We start from the raw sequence: 19,133 nt of genomic DNA, 5'->3' as shown, positions 1-19,133 counted from the left end.
GGAGGTCCGGCCTGTCAATGCGTGGTGACAAGGCCAAGGGTCTGAGCCCGTGATACCGCCTGCGCACGCCGTTCGACACCCAGCTTGTTGAAAACGTTCTTGAGGTGCGACTTCACGGTTTCGGGGCCGATATCGAGGTTGCGGGCGATTTCCTTGTTGGACAGGCCCTCGGCGATCAGCTTGAGAATGCCGGTTTCGCGACGGCTTAGTGCGCTCAGAACCGGTGCACTGAACGTCGGCGCTAAACGATCCTGGCCCGTCTGCTGCAGTCCAGCCTCGATGCGATTGACATACGGGATCAGATCCGTCTTGAGATTGCCACTCTCCCGGGTCGCCCGGAGCAAGCCGGAAACGACTGGCCCCTCGTCAACGACGCTCTGATATAGGCCGGCTGCAGCGCACGCGCTCAGCACGCGCCCGAAGCGGCTCACGGCCTCCGCGACCTTGCCCGCGGCGAGCTGTACCGCCGATAGGCGGATCGCAACCCAGATCAGAAACTGACGATGCTGCATTGCTTCGGCTTCGCGCTGCAGCTGCTGCAGAATAGAGATGGCTTGTTCGTGGTGGGCTTGTTGCGCAAGCAAGCCGGCATGCGCCAGCCTGTGATGCCACCCGATTTCCGTCCACGCGCAAGGCCTTGGTGCCGGGTACTTCAGCGCGAGGTGCTCCAGGCGGTCGACGCATGCGGCGGATTCATCGAGGCGGCCAGCGTTGATGTGGAGCCGCGCTTGCTCGGAGATCACGCCGGCTGAAAGCCGTCCCCAACCTCGTGCGACGCCGAGATTTTCAGCCCGCTCCAGCAGCGTGCGGGCCCGCTCGAAATTCATCCGGGCGGTTGCGACTCGCGATATCACGAAATAGGCGCTCCACACGCAGTCGAGCATCGTGGCGGAGTTGATCAGCGATGCACGATCGATGATCCACGCCTCCGCCTCATCGAGCTGGCCTCGTTCATAATCAATTCGCGCGATCAGACTTGCAGGCAAGGCAGCCGCAATTGAATTCGGCCCGACGTCCTGCTCCGCAATCCGCAAGCCCTCGCGGTAGTGCCCATCGGCCGCTGCGAGACGTATCTGCCGTTCTTCCGCGAGTCCGTTCAGGCAGTGTCGATACACCGAGGCAAATACGTTCCTGCGATCCTCCTCGACCGAATAGGCGATCCACGGCGTCGCATGGAATTGCTTGAGGTCGCCGGCTTTCAGATGACCGAAACGAACAACATTCGAAGCAACGTTCGCAGCCCATGGGTCGGACGAACGGTTCACGCAATCGTTTGCCAGAGGCAGCGCCTGCTCGCTGTCATCCTTCAGCGCGATGGCAACACTGCGGATTGCCTGACATTCGTACAGCAGATTGTCATCCGACGGACGAGTTGCGGCGATATCGCGCTCGATGTCGGCTGCAAGCTTCAGCGCCTCGTCAAATCGCAGCGCGAGCGCCAGCCCCCAGGAAATTGCCAACCGGACTTCGCACTGGCCCCGCATGAGTTCATCGGGAAACTGGCGTTGCCATTCGAGCAAAGTGAAGAGATCACCTCGCTTGATCAGAGCCATTGCGCAATTGTTGATCCAGCCGATCGCACGGTCCGAAGCGCCGGCCGCGATCGCGTGCTGGACTGCGTCAGTCCAGAGTTCGCGGGAAGCATACCAAAGAGCCGCGCGTCCGTGCAGTTCGGGAACTTCAATGCCGCGGTCCGCCTCCAGCCGCTGTCGGAGATATTCGGCAAGCAGCGTGTGGTAACGAAACCAGACACCATCATTGTCGAGCGGCGTGAGCAGCATCTGACGCTGCGCAAGGGATGCCAGGATTGTACGGCTCGAGCTCAAGCCGGTGACGGCCTCGCAGAGAGGACCGGAGAGCCGGTCAAGAATGGCCGTTCGCAACATGAAGTCGAGCATTTCGACCGGAAGCGTATCCGACATCTCCGACAGATAGGCTGCGATTGGACGCTGTGAACCTGAGAGAGAGTGCACATACTCCTTGAACGCCAGTTCGGATTGCGACGGCATCGACGCAACGATGCGCAGGGCCGCCGGCCACCCCTCGGTCTTGCGTTGCAGCAGCTGCACGTCGGAGAGCTCCACGCCGCCGGGCCTGACGCTGTCCAGAAAGGCGTGTGTCTCCTGCATGTCGAAACGCAGGGCTTCGGCGTCTGTCTCGATCAGCTGATTGTGCGCTCGCAGGGTCGCGAGCGGCAGGGGAGGCTCAGTGCGCGTTGTCAGTATCACGTGACAGTGAGACGGTGCGTGCTTCACGAAATACGCGACTGTCTGATGGATGCGGGAAGCGCTGAGGCAGTGGTAGTCTTCCAGGAACAGATAGACATCGTCGTCGATCTCGGCGAGGTCGTTGATCAGGCTGGACAGGACAGCCGTCGGGTCGATCAGATTGTTCTCAAGGATCAGCTCAATTGCCTCGGCGCCGACGTCCGGACAGGCACGGTGCAGAGCCTGAGATACATAAAATAGAAACCGCGTAGCCTCATCGTCGTCCGAATCGATCGTCAGCCACGCGACACAATTGCCGTCCTGCCTGAGCTGCTCTGCCCAGGCAGCAGCCAACGAGCTCTTGCCGAATCCCGCCGGAGCCTTGATCACGCCAAGCCGCTTGTCCGTGAGTTCAGCCAGGATGGCGAGAAGCCGAGGGCGTGCAACCAGCCCTTCGAATCGTGCCGGTACGATTTTGGTCGACAAGAACGGCAGCTCGGCCCTGCCGGGCAAGCTGCCGGTTCCGGGTGCAGGATGGCTCGAGTGCGGCCGGACCAAGGGGCCCCCTTACGTGCGACGGCGCTCCCCCATTCGGGGGGTGCGCACAGAGCGGCAAATGTACGATCTCTGTTAGCGGGAGGGAAGCGCCCCGGCATCTCGCTATTCATTCCGCAATCGGTCGCCATCGCTGATCGCTTTGGGTAAAGGCTGTGCGCAGAGTGCCGAAGCAGGCACATGTCGACAAAGGACACGCCTGGGTTTTGCGCTTCCGGTCGGGCAACCCGAAACGGCATTTGACGTCCTTGTTGAGAGCCATGGCTGACGGTTTTGACAGCGATCTGCGTTTCGGCCCGTTTGAGCTTTCGAGCCGGCAGCGGGTGCTGCGGCGCGAAGGGGTGGAGCTACCCCTGGGCGGCAGAGCCCTCGACATCCTGCTCTACCTTGCTGCGCGTCCAGGCGAGGTGATCACAAAGCGGGAGTTGATCCAGCACGTCTGGCCGGACGTAACGGTCGAAGACGGAAGCATTCGCGTCCACGTGGCGGCGATCCGCAAGGCGCTTGGTGATGGGCAATTTGGCAATCGCTACATCGCAAACATCAAGGGACGTGGCTACTCATTCGTCGGTACCATCGTGTCTCTCGCACACAGTCGTGAGGGCAGGAAGGAGAGGTCCCGGCGGGGAAGTCGGCCGCTGGACCGACCGCTGCCGACGATCGGGCGCGAAGCCGTGGTCGGCCAGGTCAGCGGCACGCTCCGGGATAAGCGGTTCGTCACGCTGCTCGGCCCCGGTGGCATCGGCAAGACGACGGTCGCTCTGGCTGTTGGCCGCGCCGTTGCCGATGAGTTTGACGGGGACGTTCATTTTGTCGACCTGGAGAGCCTGACTGATCCGACCCTGGTGACAGGGGCCGTCGCGACATCCCTCGGACTTGCGCTGAAATCGAAGGATCCCGGACCGGAGCTGGTCGAACTGGTTCGGCCGCGGAAGCTTCTCGTCATTCTCGACAGCTGTGAGCACGTGATCGAGGCGGTCGCGCTGGTGGCCGAGCAACTCTACCAGGGAACGGAGCGGGTGCACCTGCTGACGACGAGTCGCGAGTTGCTGAAAGTCGAGGGCGAGCATTGCTTCCGGGTGCTTCCCCTTGATTTTCCACCAGACGGTTCACACCAGACGGCGCATGCTGTGCTGCGATTTCCGGCTGCGCAGTTGTTCGTCCGGCGGGTTGCGGCGCGGGCGGGAAGCGTCACTCTCACCGATGAGGAGGCGCCGCTTGTCGCAGACATATGCCGAAAGCTGGATGGGATGCCGCTGGCGATCGAGTTGGCGGCCGGCCAGGTCGCAGCACTCGGTCTCAAGAACACGGCGGCGCGCCTCGGGTCTCAACTGCAAGTGTTGAAACTAAGCCATCGGACTGCCGTTCCAAGACACCGGACCCTCAAGGCGACGCTGGACTGGAGCTACAATCTGCTGTCCGACGGGGAGAGGATTGCGCTTCGACGCATCGCTCCCTTCGCGGGCCATTTCAGCCTTGATGGCGCAGTAAATGTCGCCAGCGAGCAGGGTTTCGCCGACGCGGAGATTTTCGACGCCATCGCCGGCCTGGTCGAAAAGTCGTTGGTCGCAACCCGAACCGACGAAACGCAGACACAATATCGATTGCTGGACACGACCCGGGCCTACGCACTCGAGAAGCTGGAGGAGCATGCCGAAGCCGATACGGTGCTCCGCCGGCATGCTGAATACGTCGCTGGAAGCCTGGAATCGCAACGAGCGGCGCTGGCAAAGGCGGAAAGTGGCGCTGGCTCTCCCGGCCGGTTGGGCGCGATTCATCCCGCGGCAGAGCGCAACGATGTGCGACGCGGCAACAGCGGGGTCGCGGCGGGACTCGCCGCCGCTTCGGCGCATCTCAGCCAATTGGGCAACATCCGCGCGGCGCTGGAATGGAGTTTCGGGCCGCATGGTGATGACGAGATCGCGACGAGGCTCGCAGCCGCCGCGACGCAGCGACTTCTCGAATTGTCACTGTTGATCGAATGCCTGCTTTGGGCTGAACGAGCGGTCGACCGGCTCGGAGGACAGTATCGGAACTCTCGCCGTGAGATGGAAATCTACACGTCACTGTCTTTTGCCCTGATGCACTCCGAAGGGAGCGGTGAGTTGGTGCACAAGGCATTTTCCCGGGCGCTGGACGTTGCGTCCATACTGGGAGACCCTGCCCACGAGCTGCGGCTCCTGAGCGGGCTGTTCATGTACTATCGCTGGAATACCGACATTCATGCCGCGCTTGATATCGCTTCTCGAAGCAAAGACACGGCTCTGAAGACCGGGGATCACGACGATCTGGCGCTGGCTGAATCGATGTTGGGTGTCGTCCATTTCTTGATCGGAAATCACCCCGTCGCAATCAAGCATTTCGAATCAGGGCTGCAACACTCGGCATCCGGGTCGCGATTTCGCGCGGGGCAATACTTGTTTCATGACAACAGCCTTTTGCTCATCGGGATCGCGCGCAGCCTGCTGTACATGGGCTTGCTCGACCGCGCACTTGATTGCGCGAGACGAGCCGTGGACGAAGGAGAAAAATCCAATCACCCGGCCACGCTGTGTCGATCTCTGAGCTTCGTTCTTCCGGTCTATCTGGCCCTGGCCGACTCGCGCCGGTCGGAACGCTATATCGCACAGTTGACCAAGCTCGCCGCGGCCTACTCCTTGAAGCCGTTTCGCGCAGTTGCGACGGGTCTGCGAGGCCAGTGGTTGCTTCTTCAAAATGATCTGCGGGAGGGAATTCCGCTGCTCAAGAAGGCCTTGGAGGAGCTTCACACTCATCACCACGATTCGCTCAATATGGAATTCGTCTGCGACCTCGCTGCAGGTCTTATTGCGATGGGCGAGCACCAGGAGGCGCTGACGATGATCGCCAACGCAATTGATGCGCAACATCGCGGCGGGAAGTTCCTGTACATGCCCGCCTTGTTCAGGATGAAAGGACTCGTCCTGGCATCGCGGTCCGATGAAGATTATCCCGAGGCGGAACGCAACCTGCTCTCGGCAATCGACTGGGCGAAACGCCAGTCCGCCACGCTGTTTGAACTGAAGGCCGCAACCGACCTTGCCGAGCTGTCGCTGAAACGGGATCGCTCACCAAAAGCCCTCAAGCATCTCAGCGCGGCTCTCGAGCGGATGCCGGCCGGAATGGCATTTCCAGCCCATGAACGCGCTATGCAAATCCTCGGTCAATTGCAAGCGCGCATCGGAGCCGTCGGTTAGACCGTGCCGGTTCATTGCCGAACGTTGCGAGCGCAGCCGGGTTCAAGTTTTCGCATTCCGATACAAGCGGGACCGTGAGCTGATCACGGCGGCGCCCTTTCCGTTGCTCGCATGCGGCAGGTGCATCGAAGCCGACGAATGTCGTCGCCTGCGTGGAGGGCGGAAGCGCAGTTCGACTGCAATTGACGAGGAGCGAGACCAGCATTCTGTCCGACAGGCACCGGAAAATGGCCATCGACAACCTGTGTTCACGTCCCTTCTGAGCTAGCTTTCGATGGGTTCGCTCGAATCAACGGCGCGTCCGTCGTGGGCGAGCGAGCTACCAAGGGGCATGGTCGTGGCGGCAGCTGGTGATACCAAATCAACACACAGCTATTCGCTCTTCGGCACCCCCGCCGTGAATTCGGTGAAAGACCATTAGCTGCGTTCCTGCCCGTCGGGGCGATGGTGATGCGAGTGGAATGGGAAGTTGTCCTCGATGTCGGGCGTCCGACGCTGCTTCGAGACCAACGATGCGACGAGGCGCCATCCATCGGTGCCGATGAGCGAGAGATACCGCAAGGAGAGTGCTGAGAGATGTCGATGAAATCGAACCGGCCCGATCTAGAAATCCGCACCATGAAGGTCGGGGATCGGATACTGCGCGTTGGTATCAAGCATGGACCGGACGACATGCCGCCGTTGCTGCTGTTCAACGGCATTGGAGCCAGTCTCGAACTCGCGGCGACGTTCATGCAGTCCATGACGAGCAAGGTCGTCATCTTCGATGTGCCAGGTATCGGAGGATCGCCAGGTTTCGAGCTGCCGTATCGGTTGTCTACGATCGCAAGGCTCGGTGCCGATCTGATGAAGACACTTGGCCATGATTCGGTGGATGTCGCAGGAGTATCCTGGGGAGGCGCCGTCGCCCAACAGTTTGCCCAACAGTACCCGCACCTGTGCCGCAAGCTCGTCCTGATCGCAACGGCGCCGGGCTCGATCATGGTGCCTGCCAGACTGTCGGTGCTCCTCAAATTGGTCAGCCCGCGGCGCTATATCGACCGCAGCTACATGGCTGCGATCGCGGCCGAAATCTACGGCGGCGCATTTCGCGATAATCCGACCCTTGTCGCGAGTTATGCCAGCGCCACCAGCAAGATTAACGGCCTCGGATATCTCTATCAGCTTCTGGCGGCAGCGGGGTGGAGCAGTCTGCCATGGCTCCATTCCCTGCGTCAGCCGACGCTCGTGGTCTCAGGGAGTGACGATCCGATCGTTAGACCGATCAACGGTTGGATCCTTTCGGCGCTAATTCCCAACTCCACGTATGAAGTGCTCGACGACGGCCATCTCTTCATCGTCAGTCAACCCGACACGGTCGCGCAAAAGGTGGGGTCATTTTTGCGAAAGTGATCCGAAGCGACCGCATCTCCGGAGCGGAGACCTACCGATGTGAACCGGTCCGTCTCAGATTTCAATCTCGGTGCCGAATTCGACAACCTGCTGAGCGGGAACGCCGAAAAACGCCGCCGAGCCCTTGGCGTTGTGCTGCAGGAACGCAAAAAGCGTCTCGCGCCAAACTGCCATCCCGACCACCGTTTCGCTCGGGATGATCGTTTCACGACCAACGTAGTAGCTGACCTCCGAAGGATCGACGCACAATAGCTTACCTTGACCGCAGGCGAGGATGAGGCCTTGTTCGATCGTGGGGCTCTCCATGAACCCGAAATGGAGAATGACCCGCGAGAGTCCTTCGACGACTTCGCGAACCTCGACACGACTCTCATCAGCAACGCGCGGGACTTCCTCGATGCTCACCGTCAACAGCAAGATGCGTTGATGCATGACGTGATTGTGCCTGATGAACTGCGTCAGCGCGAGCGGGACGCCATTGGCCGCCGATGCCAGGAATATGGCCGTACCAGGCAATCGCGCCTTGCATCTGTTTGTAGCGGTCTCGATCAGATCGGATTCGGGCTGGCGCAACTTGGTGCGGGCGGTCTCCACGAGCCTGGTGCCTCTCAGCCAGGTGATCATCAGGAATGCGACTGTGCCCGCGAGCAGGAGCGGGAACCAGCCACCATCGAGCACTTTTGTTGAATTGGCGGCGAAGAAGATCAAGTCGATGATCAGGAAAAAGCCGTTCACGACGGACACAACGAACGGCGAATAGCCCCAGTGAATTGCAACCAGCGCCGCAAGAAGTGTAGTGATCGCCATCAGTAGCGACACCGAAATTCCGTAGGCCCCGGCCAAGGCGTCCGATGTTCCGAATCCGATTACGGCTCCGAGCGTGGCCGACGCGAGCAGCCAGTTTACCACTGGTAGGTAAACCTGACCGATCGCATGACTGGTGGTATGTCGGATCTGCATCCGCGGGAGAAACCCGAGCTGGATCGCTTGCTGAGTCAACGAGAAGACGCCGGAGATGATCGCCTGAGACGCGATCACGGTCGAAGCCGTCGCCAGGACGACGAGGGGATAGTGCGCCCAGCCGGGCGCGAGCTGATAGAACGGATTTTCAAGCGCGGCAGGATCGGTGATCAACAGAGCGGCCTGCCCGAAATAGTTGAGTACGAGCGCGGGGAGAGCGATCGTGAACCATGCGATCCGGATCGGATGCCGACCGAAATGACCCATGTCGGCATACATCGCTTCTCCGCCGGTCACGGCCAGGAATGCCGCGCCGAGCACGGCGAACCCGATATGCAAATTCCGATGCGCCAGAAAATCGAGCGCGTAGGTTGGGTCGACCGCCAGTAGGACCACGGGAGCGTGTACGATTCCGTTGATGCCGAGCAGGGCGATCGCGAGAAACCAGCCGAACGTGACGGGTCCGAAGATGCGTCCGATGAAGCCCGTTCCCTGCCGCTGCATGAGGAATAGTGCGATCAGAACGACGATCGTCAGGGGAACAATCAGGGGCGCGAGCGCAGGCGCATCGACCTTCAACCCTTCGACCGCGCTGAGCACGGAAATCGCTGGCGTTATTGCACCATCGCCATAGAGCAGCGCGGCGCCGATGAGTCCGATGATCAATAAGCGCGCTTGCGGCGTTCCCGGCTTCGCATTCCTCGCCGAAAGCAGCGCCAACATTGCAACGACGCCGCCTTCACCGCGATTGTCCGCGCGCAAGATGAGCAATGCATATTTGACGGAAATGATCAGGATGAGGGCCCAGAAGATCAGCGACACGACGCCAAGAACGGCATCGACACCGACCGATCCGTCGGGGGCCGCGGCTGCCTTGACGGCCTCCTTCAGTGCGTACAGCGGACTGGTCCCGATGTCGCCATAGACGACGCCGAGGGCGCCTATCGTGGCGGCGAGTTGCGAACTCCCAGTCAATTCACCTGTGCGAACGGTCATAAGATCCTCACGGGCGATGTTGTGGTCCGCAATCCAATGCGCTCTGGTCGATCGGCGGACGCCGGACGGCTTGAGGGTTCTCGATCGTATCCTCGGCTCTTGCGTGCACGTCCGCAGGCGCGCCCGTCTAGTGATAGCCGTGACCGGGTATAATCTTGCCTCGAAACGTCCAGTAGACGAACGCCGTGTAGACAAGAACGAGCGGCAACACGAACAGCACCCCGAGCAGTCCGAAGATCGAAGAGGCTGGGGGCGCGACGGCACTGTAGATCGTGATTGTCGGCGGCACGGCGTAGGGGAAGATGGATATCCCGAGACCCACGAAACCCAACAGGAAGAGAGCTATCGCTCCCAGAAATGGTGCCAGCTCCCGCCGTCGCCGCAGTGATTCATAGGTGAAGACGGCAGCGCCGGTAGTAGCCAGCGGCACTGGCCAAAGGAATGCGAGGTTGTGTCCAGCGAACCACCGTTCCGCGATACGAGGAATCTCCGAAGATGTCCACAGACTGACCACGACGAGAAACAGCAACACGAGGGCCAGCGCCGCCTTCGCGTAACGGCGGCCTCGATTCTGGAGGAGCCCGGTCGTCTTCAGGTTGAGCCAGCACGCACCGAGCAAGGCATAGCCCGCTACGATTGCGGCGCCGCAAAAGAGGCTGAAGGGCGTCAGCCAATCCAGCGACCCGCCGGCGAACTCGTTGTTTTCGACCCTCACGCCCTGGACGAGGCCGCCCAGCACGCATCCCTGCGAGAAGGCGGCGATGAGGGATCCCCAGAAGAACGCACGGTCCCACCAGCCATGATGTGGCTTGGCCACCCAGCGGAACTCGAACGCGACTCCTCTCAACACGAGGCCAAGCAGCATGACGAGAATCGGAACATGCAATGCCGGCATCAGGATCGAGTAGGCGAGCGGGAATGCCACGAGAAGACCACCGCCGCCGAGGACGAGCCAGGTCTCGTTGCCATCCCAGAATGGCGCGATCGTATTCATCATCTGGTCGCGCTCCGTCTCGATGCTCGTCGACGGAAATAGAATGCCGATGCCGAGGTCGAAACCATCCAGGATGACGTACATAGCGACGGCGAATCCGAGAAGGACGCCCCAGATCGTAGCGAGTTGGTCTTCCATGGTCACTCCGCGGAACGAGCCGCGACCGCGCCGCTCTCGGATGAGCGGACGTCGTCAGCGAGCGCGGCTGAAATCGGACGGTTCGCGAGCGCCTCGAGCGCCTCTGCCGGATTCGTTTCCGGTCCCTTCCTGATGAGATGGCGGATGTAGCTGATGCCGGCTCCGAACACCACGCCATAGACCAGCATGAAAAGCGCGATGAAGATCGCTATGTTCGCCGAGGGAATGGGAGAGGACGCGTCGGCTGTCCGAAGTATTCCTTGAGCCACCCACGGCTGGCGGCCGACTTCCGTGGTTGTCCATCCGGCTATGACGGCGACAAAGCCCAGCGGCCAGCACGAGCGGAGGGCCAGTAGATAGATCCGCGTGCGATCCAGCCTGCCGAACAGCCACAGGATGCCTCCTGCGCCGGCCATGAAGATGAACAGGAATCCTATTCCGACCATGATGCGGAACGATAGGAAGATCGGAAGCACCGGAGGCCGATCTCTCGAGGCGAAGTCCTTGAGTGCCGGAATCGGGCCGGTGAGGCTATGCGAAAGGATCAGGCTGCCGAGATAGGGGATCGCCGCTTCGTGGTCGTTTCGCTCCGCCTTCTCGTTCGGTAACGCAAACAAGACCAGCGGCACGGGGCCGTCGTTCTCCCAATGAGCTTCGATGCCGGCGATCTTGGCCGGCTGGTGTTCGAGGGTGTTCAGGCCGTGCATATCGCCGATGAGCGCCTGCAAGGGCGCCAGAATGAGCGCCAATCCCAAGCCCATTCTCAGCATGGTTCTCGCCAGAGCCGGGTGATGGCCTTCGAGCGTATAGCGCGCGCCGACTGCTGCGACGACGAACGCCACCGTAAGATACGACGCGACCATCATATGGCCGAAGCGGTAGGGAAAGCTTGGATTGAAGATGATGGCGATCCAGTCGAGCGGATAGGCGACCCCATCGCGCATCTCAAATCCCGCCGGCGTGTGCATCCAGCTGTTGGCGGAAAGGATCCAGAAAGCTGACATCGTGGTGCCGAGAGCGACGGAGACGGTCGCGGCGAAATGCAGTGCGCGCGGTACCCGATTCCAGCCGAACAGCATGATGCCGAGGAACGTTGCCTCGAGAAAGAACGCCCATACGACCTCGTAGCCGATCATCGGCCCGATGATGTTGCCGAGATTGCGCGAGAAGCGGCTCCAATTCGTGCCGAGTTGGTACGACATGACCAGCCCGGACACGACGCCCATGGCGAAGGATACGGCGAAGAGCTTGGTCCAGAATCGCGCCAATTGATAATAGCGATCGCGTCCGGTCGACAGCCAGAGCGCTTCGAGCGTCGCGATCCACGCAACCAGTCCAATCGTGAAGCTCGGAAAGATGATGTGAAACGCCATCGTAAAGGCGAATTGAGCGCGCGCCAGAAGAACGGCGTCACCGAGCATTGTGAAGCTCCTCCGGCGCGGTACGAAGAGCGTCGTCCTCGTTCGGTCGCCACGCATGCACGGGCTTCCGTCGAGCGGGCAGGCGGGGACCGCCGAAATCTCCTGAGCGATCCCTCATCCGGTCCTCCCTCGCGTGTCCCCTCGAAGCCGGTCGGTAGTGCGCTCGCGCGCTATCGCAGCTCCGCCGGCATTTGACCTAACCATCTCCGGCCCACTCATCCTGTTCAAGGTTGATAGAGGTCACCGCAAGGTCATTCGCGGCCAAGGTTGCGCTTCGACAGGCGCCGCTTCATGATCGGCGTTCGATGATCGTCCGACCCGAACAGGTCAAGGGCGCTGACGGAAGGCTTCCATTCAATTCCGTCGACTGCTCCCGCCTTTGCGCTTCGGACCCGTTCGACTAGGTTGATGGAAGCCAAGACCAATTCCGGGGGGACCGTGGAAGCAACGATTAAGATAGGGTTTGGAGAAAAGCTGCATTCGGCGACCAAAATTGCGGCCGTGATCGAGGCGCTGTTGGAGGAAGGGGTTTCGCCGGCCGAGGCTCTGCGCGGGGTTCACTTGCAAGCCGGTGAGCTCCATCTGCCCACGACGCGCATCTCTCTCAATCAAATGCTCGAGGCTTGCCGAAATGCGATGAAGCTCTCACGCAACCCACATCTGGCCTTCGATGTAGGTTCATCGATACATCTCTCGACCTACGGAATGTACGGCTATGCCATGCTCTGCAGCACCGACTTCCGAAGGACGATGGAGTTCGCCGTCCGATATCATCAGCTGGCGACGCCACTGACGAACATCGTCTTCGAAGAGAAGGGAAAGTACGCAACGTGGACGATCGTGCCGCTTGCGCATCCTCGAATCGATGCCCCCCTCTATCAGTTTGTCACCGAGCTGCAGATCGGCATCCACATCTCGCTGATGCGCGACGTGATGGGAGCGTCGTTCGCGCCGACCAGGATTGCCGTTGTCTGTCCCGGCTCGGAGACCCGGCTGACGCAGGAACTGGTAGGTTGCCCCGTGCTCGTCGAGGAGCCCACGACCCAGATCGTCCTGGATACCGCGTGGCTGGACAAGGCGCCGACCTTGGGCAACCGCGTGACGCATGCGGCGGTGCTTGAGATCTGCGATGGCCTTCTCGTGGACCTCGGTCAGCGCAGCGGCGTTGCGGGAAGGGTCCGGGAGGTGCTGCTCGAGAACATCGCTAACCGCGCCGACTTCGAAACCGTGGCGAAGCGCTTGCGGACCACCGAGCGTACACTCCGGCGTCAACTGCGTGCCCAGCAGACCTCCTTCCGGGAACTGGTCGATGAACTCCGCATGCAACTGGCGATCAAGTATCTTCGCGACACCGACATGACCGGCGAGGATATCGCTGTTGCGGTCGGGTTCAGCGACGCTGCCAATTTCAGACATGCGTTCCGCCGGTGGACCAGAGAGTCACCAAGCGAATTCAAACATCTCGCGACAGATGCAAAGCTTCCGTTCGATCGGTGATTGCTTCCGGCTTGACGACAAGTAAGAACGAAACTCCTGCTTTTGGCCGAATAGAACCGATCGACGACCGTTTGGAACCTTCACCTCCTTGTCAATTCGCGCAAGGCTGCTCCACAACGAATTTGATCACTCGTCGCTAGCTTCAGGCTGCCGTGACTAGCTCGCGGTGAATGGCGATCAAGAACGACGAATGGGGGGGACGCTTTGAGGCGCCATCGGCTGCGCAGTCGCTCGAGTTCGCTTCTGAGAAGCCGACGTCGCAGGCTGAGTCGAAAAGCCGTGCCATACATTCCGATCTCGATTCGAGGTCTAGACGCTCTCGGCTCACTCCGGTCGGGGTGGCCGGCGGACAGCGAACTGGCACGACCCTCCCAAATTGAAACGTCAGTGCCTCGCCCGAGCGAACGCTCGGAGAGACCAGATCAGGTGAAGAGGAGCAGACGTGACTGAAATCACCGTTGCGAACATCTCGGAATATACCGGACGCGAGCTCGGCGTGTCGGATTGGCTGACGGTGGACCAGGCGATGATCGACAAATTCGCTGACTGTAGCGGCGATCGCCAATGGATCCATGTCGATGTCGAACGCGCCAAACGCGAGAGTCCCTATCGTGGACCGATCGCCCACGGCTATCTGTCGTTGTCGTTCGTCGCGCCGTTATCGATGCTGGTCGGCGCGATCCCGCGGGGCGCCGCGGCCGCGTTCAACTACGGTCTGGACAAAGTGAGATTTCTTGCGCCGGTCAAGGCGGGTGCCCGGGTGCGACTGCGAGTGGCGATCGTCGGGGTCGAACGCAAGCAGGATGGGCAGTTGATTATCAGGTCGAGCAACACGTTGGAGATCGAGGGGACGGACAAGCCGGCTCTGATCGCGGAATCCCTCGCCCTCATCGTGCCGGAGAAGTGAGCCCCGGAAACATCAGTCGGCGACGGCCGACGCGAATCGGAGTCGGCGCGGCCAGCGCCAGTGAATTTCAAGTGGCCAGCAAGGAGAAGGAAACCATGACTGAAGATACGCAATCCTGGCTCGACAGGCTGAGGAAGTTCGGGGGGGACTTGGGACTTCCCAAGATCGATGTGGACCAACTCATCGACGCCCACCGCAAGAACCTTGATGCCCTCGACCGCTCGGCGCAGGTGGCTGCCGGGGGAGCCAAGTCGCTCGCCGGCAAGCAGCGCGAGATCCTGGAGAGCGCGCTCACCGAGGCTGCCGCGATGGCGCGCGACTTCAAGCCGACGGGAGACCCTCAGCAGATCGTGGCGAAGCAGACAGAATTCGCCAAAAAGGCGTTTGAGAGTGCCGTTCAGAATACGCGCGATGTCGCCGAGCTTGCGACCAAGACCACCACCGACGCGACGGCAATCATCCGCGACAGGCTGCGCGACAGTCTGAGCGACCTTAGGGCGGGGCTGCGGCGCTCCGACGGCTAGGCTGGCAGGGGGCTTGACTGCGCCGGACGGCGGCCTGTCCGCCAAATCGGGCGCTGTTTTCAGAACGAAGGTCGACATGACGCGATCGCGAGCGTCCGAGGAATCTCGCGATCGTGCAAAGCAGTACGGGGGAATGGATAGCCATGGACGTCACGATAAACATCAACCTCACTCCTGCGGAGGTACGGCAGCTGATGGGTCTTCCCGATGTTCAGCCGTTGCAGGAGGCGGCGCTGGCCAAGATGCAGGACGGGATCATGGCGCGGGCCGAAACGTTCTCGACGGACGGGCTGCTGGATGCGTGGTTCGGTACAAAAGCAAATCCGGCAATGGACGCATTTCGCGACGTCGTCGGCGGAGCGCTGTCACAGGGTCTCGCGCGAGGCATGGCGGCCTCGAAGCGGAAGGAAACCGGTCGAGAATAGATTCGTCTGTTCGGGGCGAGGCGGAGAGGGCGGTAACCAGCTGTAGGGGACGTGCGATGATCGTCCGTGGAAGACCGACATTCTGGGAAATATTCTACCTTTCCTTGGTGATTCCGCGGATCCTGCCGCAGTTGGCGGGCGTTCTGACTCTCTCGTTGCTCGTAGTCGTACTGTCCCGGCATGGTTGGGCGCAGATTCCATCTGTGCCGACCGTCGGGCTCACCGTCATCGGTGCGGCGCTCTCGATATTTGCGGCCTTTCGAAACTCGGCAAGCTATGAACGGTGGTGGGAGGCGCGCAAGAACGCCGGCTTGATCATCGTCGAGTTGCGAAATCTATCGCGTCAGGCCAATTGCTATATCGCGAAAGCACCCGGTGACGATCTGCCTCGTCGCTTCGGACTTCGTTGCATCGCATTCATGCAAGTAACGCGCGATTTCCTGCGTGATCGGCATAGCGAGGAAGAAGTCTCCCGCTATCTGTCGCCTGAAGAGAGCGCGGCAGTGGCTTCGAGCCGAAATGGGTCGAGTTGCTTGCTGGCACACTTCAGCGCCGACATCGCCGGCGCAGTCGCGGCCGGTCGGCTGTCGCCACAGATGGCGCGAACTCTGGAAGAGAAGGTGTCGGCCCTCGCCCTGGCCTGCGGCACGCTCGAACGCACAAAGGCCACGCCGATACCCTTCTCGTACACCCTGGCGCTGCGGCGCCTGACCTACATGTTCTGCTTTCTCGTTCCACTCGGCATTCACGACACGTCGACATACTGGACGCCTCTGCTCGCCGTGATCATCTCCTACATCTTCTTTGGTCTCGACGTGCTCGCGGAAGTCATGGAGGGCCCCTTCAACGACACGTCCATGGTGATACCGCTCGATGCGATGACTCGGGGGTTCGAGATCTACGTTCTGGAATCATTGGGCGAAAAGAATTTGCCCGAGCCGATTCGTCCGAAGGGCTTTGTGCTCACTTGATCAGGCATTCGGTAGAGCATTGACCGATTGTCAAGCCAGTATGGCCGGTTGCGACCTTTGCATTCTGGAAATTTGTGAAAAGGATCGACTGTCTGCTTGAGAACGTCGCGGCACGGGGTCGATGGGTTACGGCGGGCAAAAAAAGATCAAAGAAGAGCTATCAGAAAGGGAGGAACGACATGGCGGAGAGCGTCTACAAGATTATCGAAGTCGTCGGGACCAGCAGCGAGTCCTGGGAAAAGGCTGCGGCCGCCGCCGTCGAGCGCGCGTCGAAGACCTTGAGAGATCTGCGCATCGCGGAGATCGCCGAGCTCGACTTGCAGATTGCAGACGGCAAGGTGCAGGCCTATCGCGCAAGGGTGAAGCTTTCCTTCAAGTTCGAGGATTGATGGCCGATCGGGCCGCGGCTTCGTCAGCAGACTGAGCAGCGGGCCGTGCGAGATGGCGCGTGCCTCGGCCGATAGCGGCGACCGATCTCCCGGCAATTCGACCGATGGCCGCATACAGAGAGGAATTCCCATGACGTTGCAGGTCAGGAATGTAGCGGTGTTAGGCGCCGGCGTTATGGGAGCGCAGATCGCTGCGCATCTCGTCAATGCGAATATCCCGGTCGTCCTGTTCGATCTCGCCGCGAAGGATGGCGATCCGAGCGGCGTCGCCAAGAAAGCGATCGAGAATCTGAGGAAGCTGTCTCCGCCGCCAGCGGCTGTGAAGGATCGCCTCGGCTATATCGAGCCAGCCAACTACGACGAGCATCTGGCGAAGCTCGGGGAATGCGACCTCGTGATCGAGGCGATCGCGGAACGGATGGATTGGAAACTCGATCTGTACAAACGAATCGCTCCGTACGTCACGTCGAATGTCGTGATCGCCTCCAATACGTCGGGACTTTCCATCGAGGAGATGGGGAAGGGACTCCCGGAGAACCTGCGATCTCGATTTTGCGGCGTGCATTTTTTCAACCCGCCGCGCTACATGACGCTGATTGAGATCATTCCCGTGGCGGCAACGTCCCCGGATTTGGTCGACGATCTCGAGAGTTTCCTGACGACGACCCTCGGGAAGGGCGTGGTCCGCGCACTGGATACGCCCAACTTCATCGCAAATCGCGTCGGCGTATTTTCGTTGCTTGCGGTAATGCGGCACACACAGGATTTGAAGCTGACATTCGACGCAGCCGACGCCGTGACCGGTCCCCTGATCGGGCGGGCTACGAGCGCGACCTTCCGTACCGCCGACGTGGTCGGTCTGGATACGATGGCGCACGTGGTCAAGACCATGAATGACCGGCTGCCCGACGACCCCTGGCACAAATACTACGAGGTGCCTGCATACGTGACCGCGTTGATCCAACGCGGCGCGCTGGGACAGAAGAGCGGAGCTGGCTTGTACCGGAGGGAAGGCAGAGAGACCAAGGTGCTCGACCCCGCCACTCAGGAATATGTTCCATCCGGCGCCACGGTCGATCCGGACGTCGAGGTGATCCTCAAGCTCAAGGACCCCGCGGAGAAGTTCGTCAGGCTGAGGAAGAGCGACCACCCGCAGGCCCAGCTTGTTTGGCGCTCATTCCGCGACCTGTTCCACTACAGTGCGTACCATCTCGGATCAATCGCCGACAATGCGCGCGACCTGGATCTTGGCGTTCGCTGGGGCTTCGGTTGGCGTGAGGGTCCATTCGAGGCCTGGCAGTCGGCTGGATGGAAGACCACGGCCGATGCCATCAAGGCGGATATCGCAGCGGACAACACGATGGCAAGAGCGCCGCTTCCCGCTTGGGTTATCGACGGTCGCGTCGGCGTCCATATGCCGACAGGATCCTACTCAGCCCGCGAGGCCGTGACCAAGCCGCGAACGATGCTTCCAATCTATCGGCGTCAGCGGTTTCCGGAGTCGGTATTCGGTGAGGTGCAGCAGATCGGCAAGACGTTGTCCGAGAGCGATGCGGCGCGCCTCTGGACAACAGCCGAGGATGGCAGCGATGACGTGGCCATCCTTTCTCTCAAGAGTAAGGCCGGCACGCTCGGGCCGGACGTGGTCGATGCGATCGTCGATGCCGTAGGGCGCGCGGAGGCCGGGTACAGAGGCCTGGTGATCTGGCAGCCGAAGCCGCCGTTTTCGGCGGGTGCCAACCTGAACGCGTTCATGGAATTCGCGGCGAAGAACGATTTCGGCGGACTGGAGAGCTTCATTGCGCGTTTTCAACAAATGACGGCGAGGTTGAAATATTCGCTGGTTCCCGTCGTGGCGGCCATCAACGGTGCAGCGCTCGGCGGCGGATGCGAAATCGCGATGCATTGCGCGCGCGTCGTTGCATCGCTCGAGTCGCAGATCGGATTGGTGGAAGCGGGCGTCGGTTTGGTACCTGGCGGTGGCGGATTGAAGGAGTTCGCGGTCCGGGCGGCGCGTTTGGCCCAAGCGACTACCATGAACGACCCTTTGATGTTTCTCACCGGACCGTTCCAGATGATCTCGGGCGGAAGGACGGCCACCAACGCACTCGACGCGAAGGAAATCGGATTTCTGCGCGAAAGCGACGTCGTCGCGTTCAATCCGAACGAAGTGCTCCACGTGGCGCAACAGATTGCGCGGTCGCTTTCCGAAGCCGGCTATCGACCTCCCTTGCCCCCGAAAGCCGTCAAAGTCAGCGGCCGCAGCGGAATCGCGACGCTCGAACAGACGCTCGCCAACATGCAAGGCGGCGGGATGATTTCGGAGCACGATTACCGCGTCGGCAGGGCCATCGCGACCGGACTCTGCGGTGGCAACGTAGAGACCGGAACGCTGGTCGATGAGGATTGGTTGCTGGCGGTCGAACGGAAAATGTTCGTCGAACTCGGCAAGACCGAGAAGACACAGATGCGCATCAAGACCATGCTGGAGACGGGCAGGCCGTTACGGAACTGAATCAGCGTGGTGCGGCTACGGATTGTC

General features: G+C 60.9%; 13 protein-coding genes. 9 read left to right on the top strand and 4 right to left on the bottom strand.

Annotated elements, in window-relative coordinates; all coding sequences use genetic code 11:
• Nucleotides 1–14: 14 nt before the first annotated feature.
• Nucleotides 15–2,693: a LuxR C-terminal-related transcriptional regulator gene (locus tag K359_RS0104705; RefSeq protein ID WP_156928353.1), complete on the bottom strand. Its 2,679-nt coding sequence runs from the start codon at nt 2,691–2,693 to the stop codon at nt 15–17.
• A 233-nt stretch (nt 2,694–2,926) separates the two neighbouring features.
• On the opposite strand from K359_RS0104705, the gene K359_RS51065 reads away from it, so the two are divergent.
• Both K359_RS51065 and phaZ read left to right on the top strand, forming a co-directional pair.
• The gene (locus tag K359_RS51065; protein ID WP_156928352.1) at nt 2,927–5,977 is read left to right on the top strand and encodes a winged helix-turn-helix domain-containing protein; all 3,051 of its coding nucleotides are present in this window, start codon (nt 2,927–2,929) and stop codon (nt 5,975–5,977) included.
• A 576-nt stretch (nt 5,978–6,553) separates the two neighbouring features.
• On the top strand, nt 6,554–7,369 hold the full coding sequence (phaZ, locus tag K359_RS0104690; protein WP_029078321.1) for a poly(3-hydroxyalkanoate) depolymerase: 816 nt from the start codon (nt 6,554–6,556) through the stop codon (nt 7,367–7,369).
• A gap of 54 nt (nt 7,370–7,423) precedes the next feature.
• Here the strand turns inward: phaZ and K359_RS0104685 are convergent, their stop codons facing one another.
• The 3 genes from K359_RS0104685 to K359_RS51060 form a co-directional block, all read right to left on the bottom strand.
• Nucleotides 7,424–9,325: a potassium transporter Kup gene (locus K359_RS0104685; RefSeq protein ID WP_051345974.1), complete on the bottom strand. Its 1,902-nt coding sequence runs from the start codon at nt 9,323–9,325 to the stop codon at nt 7,424–7,426.
• Between the two features lie 127 nt (nt 9,326–9,452).
• Nucleotides 9,453–10,457 (bottom strand): cytochrome d ubiquinol oxidase subunit II, encoded by a 1,005-nt coding sequence (cydB, locus tag K359_RS0104680; protein ID WP_029078319.1) that lies wholly within the window; start codon nt 10,455–10,457, stop codon nt 9,453–9,455.
• Nucleotides 10,458–10,459: 2 nt separating this feature from the next.
• Entirely contained in the window at nt 10,460–11,878 is a 1,419-nt protein-coding gene (locus tag K359_RS51060) for a cytochrome ubiquinol oxidase subunit I (RefSeq protein WP_035976041.1), read from the bottom strand.
• A gap of 408 nt (nt 11,879–12,286) precedes the next feature.
• Between K359_RS51060 and K359_RS0104670 the strand changes: the two genes are divergently transcribed.
• The 7 genes from K359_RS0104670 to K359_RS0104640 all read left to right on the top strand — a co-directional run bounded on the left by K359_RS0104670 (nt 12,287) and on the right by K359_RS0104640 (nt 19,106).
• Nucleotides 12,287–13,375 (top strand): AraC family transcriptional regulator, encoded by a 1,089-nt coding sequence (locus K359_RS0104670; RefSeq protein WP_029078318.1) that lies wholly within the window; start codon nt 12,287–12,289, stop codon nt 13,373–13,375.
• Between the two features lie 442 nt (nt 13,376–13,817).
• Entirely contained in the window at nt 13,818–14,282 is a 465-nt protein-coding gene (locus K359_RS0104665; protein WP_029078317.1) for a MaoC family dehydratase, read from the top strand.
• 71 nt (nt 14,283–14,353) lie between these two features.
• Nucleotides 14,354–14,806, top strand: coding sequence for a phasin family protein (locus K359_RS0104660; protein WP_029078316.1), 453 nt, complete (start codon nt 14,354–14,356; stop codon nt 14,804–14,806).
• Between the two features lie 143 nt (nt 14,807–14,949).
• Nucleotides 14,950–15,231, top strand: a complete 282-nt coding sequence (locus tag K359_RS63125; protein WP_051345973.1) for a DUF6489 family protein — start codon at nt 14,950–14,952, stop codon at nt 15,229–15,231.
• Nucleotides 15,232–15,287: 56 nt separating this feature from the next.
• Nucleotides 15,288–16,202 (top strand): bestrophin family protein, encoded by a 915-nt coding sequence (locus tag K359_RS58590; protein WP_165128579.1) that lies wholly within the window; start codon nt 15,288–15,290, stop codon nt 16,200–16,202.
• Between the two features lie 179 nt (nt 16,203–16,381).
• Complete coding sequence (locus K359_RS0104645) at nt 16,382–16,591, top strand: dodecin family protein (protein ID WP_029078314.1); 210 nt, start codon at nt 16,382–16,384, stop codon at nt 16,589–16,591.
• Between the two features lie 130 nt (nt 16,592–16,721).
• A complete protein-coding gene (locus tag K359_RS0104640; protein WP_029078313.1) occupies nt 16,722–19,106 on the top strand; it encodes a 3-hydroxyacyl-CoA dehydrogenase/enoyl-CoA hydratase family protein in 2,385 nt (794 codons plus the stop codon).
• The last annotated feature ends 27 nt before the right edge of the window (nt 19,107–19,133 follow it).

Source organism: Bradyrhizobium sp. th-b2 (genome assembly GCF_000426785.1).
GTDB lineage: Bacteria > Pseudomonadota > Alphaproteobacteria > Rhizobiales > Xanthobacteraceae > Bradyrhizobium > Bradyrhizobium septentrionale.
Note: the sequence above shows the minus strand (reverse complement) of the source record. Positions and strands in the feature narration are given on the sequence as shown.

Excerpts from the sequence above, each read along its gene's own strand:
- phaZ (WP_029078321.1), top strand. The coding sequence starts at position 6,554 with ATGTCGATGAAATCGAACCGGCCCGATCTAGAAATCCGCACCATGAAG.
- K359_RS0104685 (WP_051345974.1), bottom strand. The coding sequence starts at position 9,325 with ATGACCGTTCGCACAGGTGAATTGACTGGGAGTTCGCAACTCGCCGCC.
- cydB (WP_029078319.1), bottom strand. The coding sequence starts at position 10,457 with ATGGAAGACCAACTCGCTACGATCTGGGGCGTCCTTCTCGGATTCGCC.
- K359_RS51060 (WP_035976041.1), bottom strand. The coding sequence starts at position 11,878 with ATGCTCGGTGACGCCGTTCTTCTGGCGCGCGCTCAATTCGCCTTTACG.
- K359_RS0104670 (WP_029078318.1), top strand. The coding sequence starts at position 12,287 with ATGGAAGCCAAGACCAATTCCGGGGGGACCGTGGAAGCAACGATTAAG.
- K359_RS63125 (WP_051345973.1), top strand. The coding sequence starts at position 14,950 with ATGGACGTCACGATAAACATCAACCTCACTCCTGCGGAGGTACGGCAG.
- K359_RS58590 (WP_165128579.1), top strand. The coding sequence starts at position 15,288 with ATGATCGTCCGTGGAAGACCGACATTCTGGGAAATATTCTACCTTTCC.
- K359_RS0104645 (WP_029078314.1), top strand. The coding sequence starts at position 16,382 with ATGGCGGAGAGCGTCTACAAGATTATCGAAGTCGTCGGGACCAGCAGC.
- K359_RS0104640 (WP_029078313.1), top strand. The coding sequence starts at position 16,722 with ATGACGTTGCAGGTCAGGAATGTAGCGGTGTTAGGCGCCGGCGTTATG.